This window comes from Candidatus Methylomirabilota bacterium (genome assembly GCA_035315345.1).
Lineage (GTDB): Bacteria > Methylomirabilota > Methylomirabilia > Rokubacteriales > CSP1-6 > CAMLFJ01.
The window spans coordinates 1-13,029 of record DATFYA010000129.1; the positions used below are offsets into that span (position 1 = coordinate 1).

Consider the following 13,029-nt stretch of genomic DNA (forward strand, 5'->3'; position numbering starts at 1 on the left):
CCCGATCTCTTCAACATGTTCGGCATCGCGGGCACCACCCACATCGGCATGGGCGCGGATCTGCAGGCCAAGCACGGCGACGACGAGTTCCTGGGCAAGATGGACGAGGCCTGGCGCTACCTCATCGACCGCATGGGGACCGATCCCGCGCGCACCGGCTGCATCGGCCACTGCATGGGCGGGCGGCTGCTGATCCCGTTCGCGGCCGATCACCCGTCGGTGAAGGCCATCGTGCTCTATTACCCCTCGGTGCGCGACGAGCCCGAGACTGGGCACCGGCCCCGTCACGCCTTCCACCTGGCCAGGACGCTCCAGTGCGCGGCGCTCGTGTTCGCGGCGGGCCAGGACTACATCGCGACGCCGGCCATCCAGGGCCCGCTCTGGCAGAGCTTCCTCGCCAACGGCAAGCTCGTGGAGTGGCACTTCTTCTCCGACGCGCAGCACGGCTTCCGCCATCCCGACAACCCGGGCTTCCAGCCCTACTACGCCGATCTCACCTGGCCGCTCACCACCGGCTTCCTGCAGCGCACCGTCTGACGCGCACCGCACCCAGAGGAGAACCGACATGACCGAGCCCAAGCAGAAGTTCAGCGCCAGCCTCGCCAAGGACGCCGTCTACCAGCCCGGCCTCCGCAGCTTCATGGAGTACCGCGACCTCGGCATCGCCGACGCCACCCACGGCAAGATGCGCGCCCACATCATTCGCGTGAAGCAGGGCGGCGACACCCACGATCTCCACACCACCGGGCTGCACAAGCACGAGTGCGACTTCCAGATGTTCTACGTGCTCCGTGGCACCATCAAGTTCGTCTACGAGGGCCATGGCGAGCGCACGTTCAACGCGGGCGACTGCGTGCTGCAGCCCGCCGGCATCGTGCACAACGAGCTCGAGTGCACCGACGACCTGGAGATCCTCGAGATCTACTCGCCGGCGGTGCATCCGACGGTGGTGGTGGAGAAGATGCCGGAGGCCGCGGCGGCCGCACGCTAGCTCCTCACCGAGGCTCGCGGACCCTCTCCTCGTTCGAGGAGAGGGTGTCACTCGAGGACTTGATCGGCCCTCAGGAGCACTGTCTCCGGAATCGTCAGGCCGAGGCTCCGAGCGGTTTTCAGGTTCACGATCAGCTCGAACTTCGACGGCTGCTCCATGGGAAGATCGGCCGGCCGCGTCCCTTTGAGGATCCGATCCACGTAGTACGCGGCGCGTCGGTGCATGCCCGGATAGCTGGGGCCGAAGGACATCAGGCCTCCCGCCTCGACCAGTTCGGAGTAGGCGTAGACCGCGGGCAGGCGTGATCGCTCGGTGAACTCCACGATGCGCGCCCGGCTGTGCAGGAACACCCGATCGGCCAGCATGACCAGGGCGCCAGGCCGCCAGGCCGCGATCGCCTGGAATGCCCGGTCGAACTCGGCTTCGGTCCGCGTCGGGAAGAACTCCACCCTCAGGTGCAGAGCGCGCGCCGCCTCCTGCACCTGTTTCTCGGACGTGACGTGGAGGCGATTCGCCGGGTTCGTCAGGAACGCGACCGCCGACAGGCGCGGCACGATCTCCTTCAACAGCTCGAGCCGCTTGCCCTCGAGATCCGGCGCGATCCCCACGAGCCCGGTGAGGTTGCCGCCGGGGTGAGCCAGGCTCGCGACGAGTCCGCTCCCGACGGGGTCGCCCACCGCCAGCATCACGACCGGGATCCTGGTCGTCGCCCGCTTGACCGCGAGGGCGGCGGGAGTCCCGGCGGTGACGATGACGTCCACCTTGAGGTGGATCAGCTCCTGGACGAGGGCCGGGAAGCGCTCGTACTGCCCCTCGGCCCAGCGATACTCGACGATGAGGTCGCGACCCTCGACGTAGCCCTGCTCGCGAAGCCCCTCGCGAAACGGGCCCACCAGGTTGGCCTCGAGCGCCTCGGTCGAGTTCCCGAGAAACCCGATCCGGTGAACCCTCCCGGTTGCCTGCCCGGCCACCTTCCCGGCGGGGGCGAGAAGGACCCCGGCCGTGAGGGTCAGGAATCCCCGTCGTCCCATCGTCACGCCGCCGCGCATCGCGGGGATTCTGCGCCGGGGGCCGTCGCAACGCAACCCATGAAACCGGACCGAGAGGTCGACGGGGTGGTGTAGTGTTTCGACCCGTGAGGCCCGGGTAGCGGCGGGCCGACGACAACGACATCAGGGGCACACCAGGGGCCAAGACCATGCGCAAGACCATCACCGGCACCGGCGGCATGCTGCTGCTCCAGACGCTCAAGGACGCGGGCGTCGAGTATCTGTTCACCAACCCGGGCTCGGCGGAGACCGGGCTCTTCGCCGCCATCGCCGAGGATGGGGACAATCGCCTGGTGGTCGGCAAGCACGAGGGGCTGGTGGCCGCGATGGCCGACGGCTACCACCGCGTCAGCGGCAAGGTGGGCGTGGTCATCGCGCACGTCATGGGCGGCTCCTACCAGCTCGCGGGGCAGCTCTTCAATGCCCAGGTCGCCGGCTCGTCGCTGCTGGTGATCGCGGGTGACTGGGCCTCGGAGCTTCAGGACTATCGCGGGCTCGCGCCGTTTCCTGGGCTGAGCCAGGCCGAGTCGATGCGCCCGATCACGAAAGAGGCGCGCTGCGCCTACCAGGTGCACACCAACCCCAAGGCCATCAGCGTGGCCACCATCCGCGCGCTGCGCGAGGCGACCACGCCGCCGACGGGGCCGGTGTACCTCTCGATCAGCGCCGAGCTGCTGCACACCGAGGGGCTCGAGGCCACCATCGGCGAGGATGCGCGCTACGAGATCGAGCGGCCGGGGCCGGCGCGGCCTGCGACCATCGAGGCGATCGCCAGGCGACTGGGTGAAGCCAGGTGTCCGGTGCTGATGTTCGGCGACGATGTCTGGCGCACCGGCGCGGCGGCGGAGGCGGTTGCGCTGGCCGAGGCGCTGGAGGCGCCGGTGTTCGCGAGCCGGCAGATCTTCCCCAACTTCCCCACGCGGCATCCGCTCTTCTGCGGCAACTACCCGGTGCCGAAGGACTTCACCCAGACCACTGGACTGCAGCCGGACCTGATCTTCCTGGTCGGCTGCCAGGGCGTGCACGGCAGCGTGAGCGAGCCGGTGGTGATGCAGATCGGGCCGAACCCGCTCCTGATGGGCCGGCACTATCCGCTCGACCTGGCCGCGCAGTGCGAGCTGCGCGAGACGCTGGGCGGCGTCACCCGGGCGCTGGGGCGGCTGCACGGCGACAAGGCATCATCGTGGGCGCCCCAGCGCGGCAAGGTCCGCGCCTTCGCGGCCAACCTGATCGAGCGCGAGGAGAAGCTGGCCCGCGAGCACGAGCACGACATCCCGGTGCACCCGGCGGTGCTGGAGGCGCAGCTGGCCTCGGTGCTGCCGACGAGCACGGTGATGGTGCACGAGAGCTCGACCGCGCGCCTGACGCTCCTGCCGTTCGGTCACGGCGGCATGACCTGGACGCGTAGCGGCGGCGGCTCGCTCGGCTTCGGAGTGGGGGCGGCCATCGGGGCCAAGATCGCGGCCGGCCGCGAGCGCCCGGTCGTCCTGCATCTCGGCGACGGCGCCCTCGGCTACAGCGCCTCTGGCTTCTGGTCCATGGCGCGCTACAACACCGCGATCCTCACCATCGTCTCCAACAACGAGAGCTACCAGATCGTGCGCCACAACTGGGCGCGCGAGATGCCCGACGCCAAGATGATCCGCGAGGGCAAGTACCCCGGCCTCTGGCTCAGCGCGCCGCCGGTGGACTACGTGGGCCTGGCCCGCTCGCAGGGCGTGGACGGCGAGGCGGTCACCACGGTGAAGGACCTGGAGCCGGCCCTCCGCCGCGGGATGGACAAGATCACCCGCGAGAACCGCCCGTACCTGATCGAGGTCGCGGTGGCGCGCGAGGGCATCGGCGCCGACTCCACCTGGTACCAGGACTGGCAGCTCTGAGGACGCGGACCGGCGTCGGCGCTGGCACGCTGGCCCTCGCGCTGGCGGTGCTGGGCGGTGTGGCGCTCGCGGGATCGCTGAGCACGTCGAGCCTGCTCGACTTCGTCACCTTCGACGGCATCGACTACATCCGCTTCGCGGACGAGCCGGGTCGAGAGCTGACGCGGGACGACCTCGGGATCGAGTTCGCGACCGTCGCCTGCTCCATCGGCGAGGACAATCGCGGATGCTCGTACGGCCTGGACGGCGGTGCGGCCTTCCTGCCCGCCGGCACCCGGATGTACGCGGTGCGCGGATTCGCCACCGAGTTCCGCCTCGCCGCGGTGTCCAGCGGCCGCGTCTATCTCTACCAGGCCTGGCGCAATCCGCGGGCCCGGGTCGGGGGGGCGCTCTTCGACATCGCCAGGAGGGTGGAGGCGATCGAGGTCTGGCGCGGCGAGCCCAGCGCGGAGGCGACCGCGGCGCGCATCACGTCGACCGAGGACGTCAGCACGCTGGTGGACATGATCACCCGGGCGCCGGCGCGCCGGCCGGTCCCGCACGCCGCCGCCGAGGCCCGATACTGGCTCACGTTCTGGCTGGTGGACGGCACCACGCTGGGCCGCGCCTATTTCCCGGAGACCGGCGAGCTCATGGGCGGCGTGGTGGTGGCCGCCGAGTTCCAGCGCCTGCTCGAGCGCTACCTGGCCCGATGACTCGATGGCCCGACGCTTCGGGTCAGTCTCCGGCCGGGATCGTGATCTTCGGTCGCCAGTCGAGCCATTCCTTCTGTGGTTTGTCGTGCAGGAGGAAGGTCGTGCCCTCGCGGGCGATCTCGCCCTCGTCCGGCGAGGCGAAGGCGATGCCGCCGGTCACCAGCGACCGGAGCGAGTCCACGTTGATCTGCAGGCCGCGGAACAGGCCGAAGTCGACGTCCACGCCGCCGACCATCCAGAAGCGCGAGCCGACGCGAATCAGGCGCGCGTACCGCTGCGAGATGAACGCGCGCGCCTGCGCGGCGGTCGCGTCGCGGCTCAGCTCGAGCGCGGTCACCGAGCCGACTTCGACGCCGCGATAGAAGATCGGCGAGCCCACGCGCACCGACCCGATCTGGGTCGAGGCCAGCGTGACGGTCATGCCGGGCTGGCCCATGGTCGGGGAGGCGGACTCCAGCCCGACGAAGTCCTTCTTCGCCTTGCCCTTTCCGGGCATCGACTGGATGTACGAGCCGGTGAGCACCGTGCTGAGCCCACGCACGGTGCCGAAGCCGATCTCCGGGCGCACGATCCAGAAGACGGAGCCCTCGCGGGCGAGCCCCTCGGCGGTGTGGTGCAGCTGCACGCTCACCAGCACGTGCTGCTGATCGGAGGTCAGCTCGGCGCGGATGACCTGGCCGACCGGCACGCCGCGATAGCGCATCTCGGTCTGATCCGGTTTCACGCCGCTCGCGTCGCGGAACCGGATCGTGATGGTGGGGCCGCGCTCCTGCATGCGCTGGTAGACGAGGCTGCCCGCGACGATCGCCGCGACGAGCGGCACGATCCAGACGAACGGCAGCTTCCAGCGGCGCTTGCGCATCGTCGCGCGCGGCAGCGACGGATCGGCGGCGCGGTCCGCCGGAATCGGCTCGGGCGGCGGCTCCTCCGGCATCGGACCCTTCGGCGGATCGGTCACGGCTCGCCGTCGGGCTCGGCCCAGATCAGGCTCGGATCGAAGCTGCTCGAGGCCAGGATGGTCAACACCACCACCGCGCTGAACGCGAACAGTCCCGGGCCGGGAATGACGGTCGCCAGCTCGCCCAGCTTGACGAGCGAGACGAGGATCGCCAGCAGGAACACATCGAGCATCGCCCAGGGGCCGACGAGGTCGATCGCGCGGTAGATCCAGGTTCGGAGCGGCCGGCGCCAGCGGGAGCGGAGTCGGGTGGTCACGACCAGGAAAAAAAGCCCGAGTAGTTTGAGGAACGGGATCACCAGACTGGCCAGGAACACCACGATCGCGACGAGGACCTCGCCGCGCTGGAACAGCGTCTTGCAGCCCTCCCAGACCGTGTTCTCCGAGTGCACGCCGTACAGATCCATGCGCAGGATTGGAAAGACGTTGGCGGGAACGTACAGAGCCAGCGCGGCCAGGGTGAACGCCGCCGTGCGGGACAGGCTGTTCGGCTTGTGGTCGCCGAGGCGTGCCCCGCATCGTACGCATTCCGCGAGCATGCCGGGAGCGAGCGGTCCCTGGTGCTGGACCAGGCCACAGACCTTGCAGCAGACCACCGTGTCCACGCTTCAGGCGGTGCTGCAATTCCAGGGCCTACCGTGTCGCGGCGTTAAGGTATGATGCTCGACTGAACCGTTCGACCACACCGAGGAGCCAGACACCACACATGCGATACGAGGCACCGGAGTCGTTGGAAGGAGCAGTTGCCCTCCTCGCCGGAGCGAAGGGCGAGGCGCGGGTCCTGGCCGGAGGCACCGACCTCCTGGTCCAGATGCGCGCCGACGTCGTCGATCCCGACCTGATCGTCGACATCAAGCGGATTCCCGAGACCCGCGCGGTCACCGAGGAAAAGGGCGGCTGGCGCATCGGGGCCGCGGTCACCGGGGCGGAATTGAAGGAGCATCCGCGGCTCAAGAAGGTCTGGCCGGGAGTGATCGAGGCCGCCAACCTGATCGGCTCGACCCAGGTGCAGGGCCGGGCGACGCTCGGCGGCAACCTGTGCAACGGCTCGCCGGCCGCCGACAGCGTGCCCGCGCTGATCGCGGCCGGCGCGGTCGCCTCGCTCGTGGGACCGGGAGGCCGACGCGATCTGCCGGTCGAGGACGTGATGCTCGGACCCCGCAAGCTGGCGCTCCAGAAGGGCGAGATCGTGGCCTCCTTCCTGTTGCCGCCGCGGCCGCCCCGCTCGAGCGACGCCTATCTGCGCTTCATCCCACGCACCGAAATGGACATCGCGGTCGTGGGGGCGGGGGTAAGCTTGAGCCTCGACGCCAACAGCGTCATCAGCGCGGCCCGGGTGAGCCTGGGCGCGGTGGCGGCGCGGGTGCTCCTGGTGCCCGAGGCGGCGCAGGCCATCATCGGGAGCCGGCTGGACAAGCCGGCGCAGGATCGGCTCGAGGCCGCGGCGCGGGCCGCGTGCCGTCCCATCGACGACAAGCGAGGCACCACCGAGTTCCGCATCGACGTGGCGGCCGTGCTGGCCCGGCGGAGCGCCCTGATCGCACTGGACCGAGCGAGGAGCAACTGATGGCCAAGCATCACATCGAAGCGACGGTGAATGGAGACGCGGTGGAGTTTCTCTGCGAGACGGAGGAGACGCTGCTCGACGTGCTCCGCGACACCCTCAACCTGACCGGCAGCAAGGAAGGCTGCGCCTCCGGCGACTGCGGGGCCTGCAGCGTGATGCTCGACGGGCGGCTGGTCTGCTCGTGCCTGGTGCTGGGCTGCGAGATCTCGGGACGGAAGGTCGAGACGATCGAGGGCATGGCCAAAGGGGACTCGCTCCATCCGCTGCAGCAGCGGTTCCTGGAAGCGGCCGCACTGCAGTGCGGCATCTGCACCCCGGGTGTCCTGGTCGCGTCCAAGGCGCTCCTCGAGAAGAACCCGGATCCCAGCGAGCACGAGGTGCGCTTCTGGCTGGCCGGCAACCTGTGCCGGTGCACCGGCTACGACAAGATCGTGACCGCGGTGATGGATACCGCGGCCGCCATGAGAAAGGGATAGGACATGGCCGAGACCAACGGGCACTCCCAGGCGAACGGACACAGCTACGTCGGCACGCGGCAGATCCGTCCGGACGGCGTGGACAAGGTGACGGGCCGCGCCCGCTTCGGGGCCGACTTCAACCTGCCCGGCCAGCTCATCGGCCGCGTGCTGCGCAGCCCGTATCCGCACGCCCGCATCGTCGCGATCGACACCTCGAAGGCGGAGGCGCTGCCCGGGGTGAAGGCGGTCATTACCCGGGACGACTTCGGGGATCAGCCGTCCGAGTTCATCCCGGCCGGCGAGATGATGATGAACTACAAGGACGTGGTGCGGAACGTCATGGCCCGCGAGAAGGCGCTGTACGAAGGGCACGCGGTGGCCGCGGTGGCCGCGACCAGCGCGGCCATCGCCCGGCGCGCGCTCAAGCTCATCGACGTGAAGTACGAGGTGCTGCCCCACGTCATCGACGTGGTCGCCGCCATGCGCCCCGACGCGCCGCTGCTCCACGACGACCTGTTCACGGTGGGAGTGGAGCCGAAGCCGGAGAAGCCCTCGAACGTGGCCAAGCGCGTCGAGATCAAGGTCGGCGACGTCGAGGCCGGCTTCAAGAAGGCCGACCTCGTGGTGGAGCGCGAGTTCAAGACCGCTCCGGTGCACCAGGGCTACATCGAGCCGCACGCCGCGCTGGCCAGCGCGTCCGAGGACGGCTCGGTCGAGCTGTGGACGACGACGCAAGGGCACTTCATCGTGCGCGCCCACTGCGCGCGCCTGCTCGGGCTCGACATCGGCAAGGTGCGGGTGACCGCCACCGAGATCGGCGGCGGCTTCGGGGGCAAGACCGTGGTGTACCTCGAGCCCCTCGCCATCGCCCTGTCCCGCAAGGCCAAGCGGGCGGTGAAGATGGTGATGTCGCGCGAAGAAGTGTTCAAGGCCTCGGGCCCGACTTCTGGAGCCACCGTGCGCGTGAAGATGGGGTCAACCCGCGATGGCAAGTTCGTGGCCGGGTTCGCCGAGCTGAAGTACCAGGCCGGCGCGTTCCAGGGCTCGCCGGTGCAGCCCGGCACCATGTGCGCCTACGCGCCCTACGATATCGAGAACGTGCACGTGATCGGCTACGACGTGGTCTCGAACCGGCCGAAGGTGGCGGCCTACCGGGCCCCCGGCGCGCCGATCTCCGAGTACGCGGTCGAGAGCGTGGTGGACGAGATCGCCAAGAAGCTCGAGCTCGATCCCATCGAGCTGCGCATGATGAACGCGGCCCGCGAGGGCACCAAGGCCGCCTACGGGCCCAAGTTCGGGCCGATCGGCCTCGAGGAGACGCTGAACTCGATCAAGAAGACCGAGCACTGGAACACTCCGCTGCGGAAGTGGCAGGGCCGCGGGGTGGCCTCGGGATTCTGGTTCAACATCGGCGGCGAGACCTCGGTGTCGCTGACCGTGAACGAGGACGGCACGATCTCGCTGATGGCCGGCACCCCCGACATCGGCGGCCTGCGCGCGGCGCTCACCTCGGTGGCCGCCGACGAGCTGGGCGTGCCCTACGACAAGGTGCGCCCGATCATCGGCGACACCGGCTCGCTGTCCTTCAACTTCCTCACCGGCGGCAGCCGCTCCGCGTTCTCGGGCTCGATGGCCATCGTGGAGGCGGCCCGGCAGATCAAGAACGATCTGATCGCGCGGGCGTGCAAGCTGTGGGAGGCCAAGCCCGACCAGGTCGAGTGGAAGGACGGCGCGGTGCGGCCGCTCGGCGCGCTCGCCGAGAAGGTCAAGCCGATGACCATCGCCGACTTCGCCAAGGTCTCCGGCAAGACCGGCGGTCCCATCGGGGGCGTGGGCCGCATCAATGCCCAGGGCGCCGGCCCGAGCTTCGGCACGCACCTGGTGGATCTCGAGGTGGACCCGGAGACCGGCCGGGCCACCATCCTGCGCTACACCGTCGCCCAGGACGCGGGCCGGGCGCTGCATCCGGCCTACGTCGAGGGGCAGTACCAGGGCGGGGCGGTGCAGGGCATCGGCTGGGCGCTGAACGAGGAGTACATCTACGGCGAGGACGGCAAGCTGCAGAACGCGGGCTTCCTCGACTACCGCATGCCGGTGGCCTCCGACGTGCCGATGATCGACACGGTGCTGGTGGAGGTCGGCAACCCCAAGCATCCCTACGGGGTGCGTGGGGTGGGAGAAACGCCAATCGTCCCGCCGCTGGCCGCCATCGCCAACGCGATGGAGAACGCCACCGGCATCCGCTTCACCGAGCTGCCGATGTCGCCGCCCAAGGTGCTCAAGGCGCTCAAGGACAAGGGCCTGAACAAGGCCTGATCGTGCACGCATGGCGCGAGTGGTGCTGGTCGGCAACCTCGCGCAGGTGACGGGCGGCGTCGCCGAGTTCGATCTCTCGGCGACGTCCGTCCAGCAGCTCTTCCGGCAGCTCACCGCGCTGCACCCGGCGCTCGAGCGGCATCTCGAGACCGGCGTCGCGGTCGCCATCGACGGCCAGATCTACCAGGACGCCCTCTTCGCGCCGATCCACGACGACAGCGAAGTCTTCCTCCTCCCCCAGATCGCCGGCGGGGGGCCGGGGGCCGACCGCGGACCAACGGCTGCCCGCGGCCGAAGCCTTGCGAGGTGAGCCAACGGCGAGCCGAGCGCATTGAAAAGAGAAGTCACCGTGTCAGCCGGAAGGAGACCCGTCTCCTCCAGCGCCCAGAAATGTCGTAATGCAAGACCTGACCCCAGGTGAGGCACCCAGGAGGAAAGCGATGGCGAGGATGCAGCCGCTCGGGATGAACGAGGTGGACGTCGAGATCCGGCACCTGTGCGAGGAGTCGGAGCGGCAGATCGGCACGTCGGCGAGCACGCGCACCTATGCGCGGAATCCCGCGGTGGTGAAGGCGCTCGCCGCCTTCCGGGGCGCGCTGGTGCGCGAGGGCACGATCGACCCGGTCATCCGCGAGTTGGTGCGGATCAAGATCGCGGGGCTCAACGCCTGTCGCTACTGACTGAAGGCCCGCTATGCCGGGGCCCGGCATGCTGGCGCGACCGAGGAGAAGATCGCCGCGATCGAGGACGACACCTCCGAGCTATTGACTCCACGCGAGCGCGCGGCGGTGCGGTTCGCGGAGAAGCTGGCCGTCGATCACCGGAAGGTCGACGACGCGCTCTGGGCCGAGGTGCGCGCCCAGTTCTCGGAGGCCGAGGTGATCGAGCTGGTCGCGCACACCACGCTCTACATCGGCTTCGGCCGGTTCAACGAGATCGTCGGCATCTAGAGCGGGGTCAGGTCTTACATTCCGACATTTTTGACCTGATCGCCCGGGCGATGCGCGCGGAAATGTCGGAATGTAAGACCTGACCCCATGCTCGTCATCGTCTTCGTGGTCGACGGGCTCCGCCCCGACTCCATCACCCGCGCGGAGACGCCCACCCTCTTCCGCCTGCGCGCGGAGGGGGTAAGCTTCGCGAGCAGTCACGCCGTCTTCCCCACCGTCACCCGCGTCAACGCGGCCGCGCTCTCGACCGGCACCCAGCCCGGGAGCAACGGGCTGCTCGGCAATCAGCTCTACGTCCCCGCGATCGACCGTGGCCGTGCGCTCGACAGCGGCAACCACCGCAACCTGCTCGACCTCGAGCGGGTCAGCGGCGGCCGCCTGCTGCTGGCCCCCACGCTGGCCGAGCGCCTCCACGGGCTCGGGCTGCGGCTGGCCGGGGTCAGCTCGGGCTCGACGGGCAGCGCCTTCCTGCTGAACCCGCGGGCCCCGGCGGGCATCGGTGTCCTGGTCAACGGTTACTTCGATCCCGGCAAGACGGTGGCCTATCCCGCCGAGGTCAGCGAGGCGATCCTGTCGCGGTTCGGCGCCGCTCCGGTGAAGACGGCCGGCGCGGCGCGCTACGACGCCTCGGTGTCCTGGACCGAGCGGGTACTGCGCGAGTACGTGCTGCCGGACCTGCGGCCGGACGTGGTGATCAACTGGCTCACCGAGCCGGATCACAGCCAGCACCACGGCGGCGTGGGCTCGCCGGCCTCGCGCGAGGCCCTGCGCCACGACGACACCGAGATCGCGTCCGTGCTCGCGAGCCTGGACGCCCTCGGGCTCGCCGGGCGCGTCGCGGTGCTGGTGGCCTCGGACCACGGCTTCAGCACGAACACGGGCGGGGTCGACGTGGCGGCCGCGCTCGTGGCGGCCGGGCTCAAGGCGGCGCCCGACTCTCCGGACGTGGTGCTGGCCAGCAGCGGGCAGGCGGTGGCACTCCATGTCGAGGGACGCGATCCGGAGCGCATCGCGCGCATCGCGCGGCTCGTCCAGGCGCAGGACTGGGGCGGAGTGATGTTCACGGCGGCGAAGACGCCCGGCGACGCGCTGGGCGCGGCGGAGGGCACGTTCTCCCTCGATCTGATCCACGCCGCCAATCCCGAGCGGGCGTGCGACCTGCTGCTGACGTTTCCCTGGACCTCGCGCCCGAACGCGTTCGGCATCCGGGGCAGCGACCTGGCCTGCGTGAGCGGCGGCGCGCGCCTCTACGCGAGCGATCACGGCAGCATGAGCCCGTGGAACGTGCGCAACACGCTCTTCGGCTGGGGGGCCGGGTTCAAGCGCGAGACGACGATGCGCGCGGCGGCGGGCAACGCCGACGTGGCGCCGACCATCCTCGCGCTGCTGGGGCACGATCCGGACCGAGCAGGCCGCGCCGCGGGCGTGACGCTGGACGGCCGGGTGCTGGCCGAGGCGCTCGAGGCGGGACCCGATCAGGAGCAGGTTCTCGAGGAGACGCGGGTTCACATGGCCCGGGTCCATGGGTACCGGGCCGCCATCCAGGTGACCGAGGTCGAGGGGCGCCGCTACATCGACAAGAGCTGGCGGGTGTCGTGACGCCGCGTCGCTCGCCATCGCAGGTGGTGCCGCGCCGGTAGCCTTCCCCCGGTGCCGGAAGGCTACCGGCGCGCGTTACGTCGGACGCCGGGTCGACGCCTCAGACGCGGGTGTGGGTGTGCGGGATCTCGTCGCGCCGGCGGCTCATCGCCACCATGGCGAACACGATCACGATCAGGATCGCCGCGCCCAGGATCATCGCGACCGTGGGATCGACGCCAAGGAACTTGCCGGGCTCACGCTCGACGATGCGCTCGGTCTTCTCGGTGCGCGTCTCGGTCTGCGTGCTCGGCGGGGGAGTCTGCTGCAGCTGGGGCGCCGGCGCCGGTGTGGCCGGCGACGGGGACGGTTGTGCGGTGCTGTTGTCCGTTGCCTTGGAATCCGCCGGCGCCGCCGGTGCGGGTGCGGTCGGCTGCTGTGCGCTGGCCGTCATGGCGGATCCGCCGATCAAGAGCAGTGTCAGGCATAGGGCCATCGTCCAGATGCGTGTCATCGTTCACTCCTCCTTGTGATGCGCATGGGCATCATGCGCATCACAAGGAGGCAATGCCGATGCCACGGCCGGC

15 protein-coding genes are annotated in these 13,029 nt (G+C 69.8%); 11 read left to right on the forward strand and 4 right to left on the reverse strand.

Translation table 11 applies throughout. From position 1 onward, the window contains the following. Together VKN16_17445 and VKN16_17450 are read left to right on the forward strand one after the other, a co-directional pair. The coding region (locus tag VKN16_17445) for a dienelactone hydrolase family protein (protein HME95993.1) at positions 1-537 on the forward strand (537 nt) is incomplete at its 5' end. Between the two features lie 28 nt (positions 538-565). Next, the gene (locus VKN16_17450; protein HME95994.1) at positions 566-991 is read left to right on the forward strand and encodes a cupin domain-containing protein; all 426 of its coding nucleotides are present in this window, start codon (positions 566-568) and stop codon (positions 989-991) included. A gap of 47 nt (positions 992-1,038) precedes the next feature. On the opposite strand, the gene VKN16_17455 is transcribed toward VKN16_17450, so the two are convergent. After that, positions 1,039-2,040 carry an ABC transporter substrate-binding protein gene (locus VKN16_17455; protein HME95995.1) on the reverse strand — a complete coding sequence of 334 codons (1,002 nt, stop codon included), beginning with the start codon at positions 2,038-2,040 and terminating at the stop codon, positions 1,039-1,041. A 149-nt stretch (positions 2,041-2,189) separates the two neighbouring features. Here VKN16_17455 and VKN16_17460 point away from each other — a divergent pair, with 149 nt between their 5' ends. Both VKN16_17460 and VKN16_17465 read left to right on the forward strand, forming a co-directional pair. Then, on the forward strand, positions 2,190-3,920 hold the full coding sequence (locus VKN16_17460) for a thiamine pyrophosphate-dependent enzyme (GenBank protein HME95996.1): 1,731 nt from the start codon (positions 2,190-2,192) through the stop codon (positions 3,918-3,920). Positions 3,921-3,979: 59 nt separating this feature from the next. After that, complete coding sequence (locus tag VKN16_17465; GenBank protein HME95997.1) at positions 3,980-4,615, forward strand: hypothetical protein; 636 nt, start codon at positions 3,980-3,982, stop codon at positions 4,613-4,615. A gap of 22 nt (positions 4,616-4,637) precedes the next feature. On the opposite strand, the gene VKN16_17470 is transcribed toward VKN16_17465, so the two are convergent. Together VKN16_17470 and VKN16_17475 are read right to left on the reverse strand one after the other, a co-directional pair. Beyond that, positions 4,638-5,549: an MlaD family protein gene (locus tag VKN16_17470; GenBank protein ID HME95998.1), complete on the reverse strand. Its 912-nt coding sequence runs from the start codon at positions 5,547-5,549 to the stop codon at positions 4,638-4,640. Between the two features lie 20 nt (positions 5,550-5,569). After that, positions 5,570-6,178 (reverse strand): paraquat-inducible protein A, encoded by a 609-nt coding sequence (locus tag VKN16_17475; protein ID HME95999.1) that lies wholly within the window; start codon positions 6,176-6,178, stop codon positions 5,570-5,572. A gap of 101 nt (positions 6,179-6,279) precedes the next feature. Between VKN16_17475 and VKN16_17480 the strand changes: the two genes are divergently transcribed. The 7 genes from VKN16_17480 to VKN16_17510 all read left to right on the forward strand — a co-directional run bounded on the left by VKN16_17480 (position 6,280) and on the right by VKN16_17510 (position 12,463). Then, complete coding sequence (locus VKN16_17480; protein ID HME96000.1) at positions 6,280-7,140, forward strand: xanthine dehydrogenase family protein subunit M; 861 nt, start codon at positions 6,280-6,282, stop codon at positions 7,138-7,140. After that, positions 7,140-7,616 carry a (2Fe-2S)-binding protein gene (locus VKN16_17485; GenBank protein ID HME96001.1) on the forward strand — a complete coding sequence of 159 codons (477 nt, stop codon included), beginning with the start codon at positions 7,140-7,142 and terminating at the stop codon, positions 7,614-7,616. The genes VKN16_17480 and VKN16_17485 overlap by 1 nt, the downstream gene beginning before the upstream one ends. Positions 7,617-7,619: 3 nt before the next feature. Beyond that, complete coding sequence (locus VKN16_17490) at positions 7,620-9,914, forward strand: xanthine dehydrogenase family protein molybdopterin-binding subunit (GenBank protein HME96002.1); 2,295 nt, start codon at positions 7,620-7,622, stop codon at positions 9,912-9,914. 10 nt (positions 9,915-9,924) lie between these two features. Next, on the forward strand, positions 9,925-10,224 hold the full coding sequence (locus tag VKN16_17495; GenBank protein ID HME96003.1) for a MoaD/ThiS family protein: 300 nt from the start codon (positions 9,925-9,927) through the stop codon (positions 10,222-10,224). Positions 10,225-10,354: 130 nt separating this feature from the next. Continuing rightward, a complete protein-coding gene (locus tag VKN16_17500; protein HME96004.1) occupies positions 10,355-10,594 on the forward strand; it encodes a hypothetical protein in 240 nt (79 codons plus the stop codon). Between the two features lie 84 nt (positions 10,595-10,678). Then, positions 10,679-10,864: a hypothetical protein gene (locus tag VKN16_17505; GenBank protein HME96005.1), complete on the forward strand. Its 186-nt coding sequence runs from the start codon at positions 10,679-10,681 to the stop codon at positions 10,862-10,864. Positions 10,865-10,951: 87 nt separating this feature from the next. Next, the gene (locus VKN16_17510; protein HME96006.1) at positions 10,952-12,463 is read left to right on the forward strand and encodes an alkaline phosphatase family protein; all 1,512 of its coding nucleotides are present in this window, start codon (positions 10,952-10,954) and stop codon (positions 12,461-12,463) included. Between the two features lie 100 nt (positions 12,464-12,563). On the opposite strand, the gene VKN16_17515 is transcribed toward VKN16_17510, so the two are convergent. Then, the gene (locus VKN16_17515) at positions 12,564-12,956 is read right to left on the reverse strand and encodes a hypothetical protein (protein ID HME96007.1); all 393 of its coding nucleotides are present in this window, start codon (positions 12,954-12,956) and stop codon (positions 12,564-12,566) included. Between the last annotated feature and the right edge of the window lie 73 nt (positions 12,957-13,029).

Excerpts from the sequence above, each read along its gene's own strand:
- VKN16_17450 (HME95994.1), top strand. The coding sequence starts at position 566 with ATGACCGAGCCCAAGCAGAAGTTCAGCGCCAGCCTCGCCAAGGACGCC.
- VKN16_17455 (HME95995.1), bottom strand. The coding sequence starts at position 2,040 with ATGCGCGGCGGCGTGACGATGGGACGACGGGGATTCCTGACCCTCACG.
- VKN16_17460 (HME95996.1), top strand. The coding sequence starts at position 2,190 with ATGCGCAAGACCATCACCGGCACCGGCGGCATGCTGCTGCTCCAGACG.
- VKN16_17470 (HME95998.1), bottom strand. The coding sequence starts at position 5,549 with ATGCCGGAGGAGCCGCCGCCCGAGCCGATTCCGGCGGACCGCGCCGCC.
- VKN16_17480 (HME96000.1), top strand. The coding sequence starts at position 6,280 with ATGCGATACGAGGCACCGGAGTCGTTGGAAGGAGCAGTTGCCCTCCTC.
- VKN16_17485 (HME96001.1), top strand. The coding sequence starts at position 7,140 with ATGGCCAAGCATCACATCGAAGCGACGGTGAATGGAGACGCGGTGGAG.
- VKN16_17490 (HME96002.1), top strand. The coding sequence starts at position 7,620 with ATGGCCGAGACCAACGGGCACTCCCAGGCGAACGGACACAGCTACGTC.
- VKN16_17495 (HME96003.1), top strand. The coding sequence starts at position 9,925 with ATGGCGCGAGTGGTGCTGGTCGGCAACCTCGCGCAGGTGACGGGCGGC.
- VKN16_17500 (HME96004.1), top strand. The coding sequence starts at position 10,355 with ATGGCGAGGATGCAGCCGCTCGGGATGAACGAGGTGGACGTCGAGATC.
- VKN16_17510 (HME96006.1), top strand. The coding sequence starts at position 10,952 with ATGCTCGTCATCGTCTTCGTGGTCGACGGGCTCCGCCCCGACTCCATC.
- VKN16_17515 (HME96007.1), bottom strand. The coding sequence starts at position 12,956 with ATGACACGCATCTGGACGATGGCCCTATGCCTGACACTGCTCTTGATC.